1 protein-coding gene is annotated in these 309 nt (G+C 49.2%); it reads right to left on the bottom strand.

The window, feature by feature from the left end; translation table 11 throughout:
* The coding region (locus EDM52_RS24225; protein ID WP_276330149.1) for a DNA gyrase subunit A at nt 1–309 on the bottom strand (309 nt) is incomplete at both ends.

The raw sequence follows: 309 nt of genomic DNA, 5'->3' as shown, positions 1-309 counted from the left end.
GAGCGCGGGCTTCTGCTTGCTTCAGATCGTACTCTGTCCGTCTGCGGACAATTTCACGTTGATGCTGCAAATAGTAATACAGCATGTCACGCAAATTCAGAACCCGAGGACGCCCATCCACCAGCGCCAGCATATTGACGCCAAAGGTAGTTTGAAGCTGGGTATGCTTGAACAGATTGTTCAACACAACCTTTGGAATCACATCTCTGCGCAATTCCATGACAATCCGCATACCTTTGCGATCGGATTCATCGCGAAGATCGGTAATGCCTTCCACTTTCTTTTCGCGCACCAGCTCAGCGATTTTCT

The organism is Brevibacillus invocatus, from assembly GCF_003710915.1.
GTDB lineage: Bacteria > Bacillota > Bacilli > Brevibacillales > Brevibacillaceae > Brevibacillus > Brevibacillus invocatus.
This window is presented reverse-complemented; position numbering and strand designations above follow the sequence as displayed.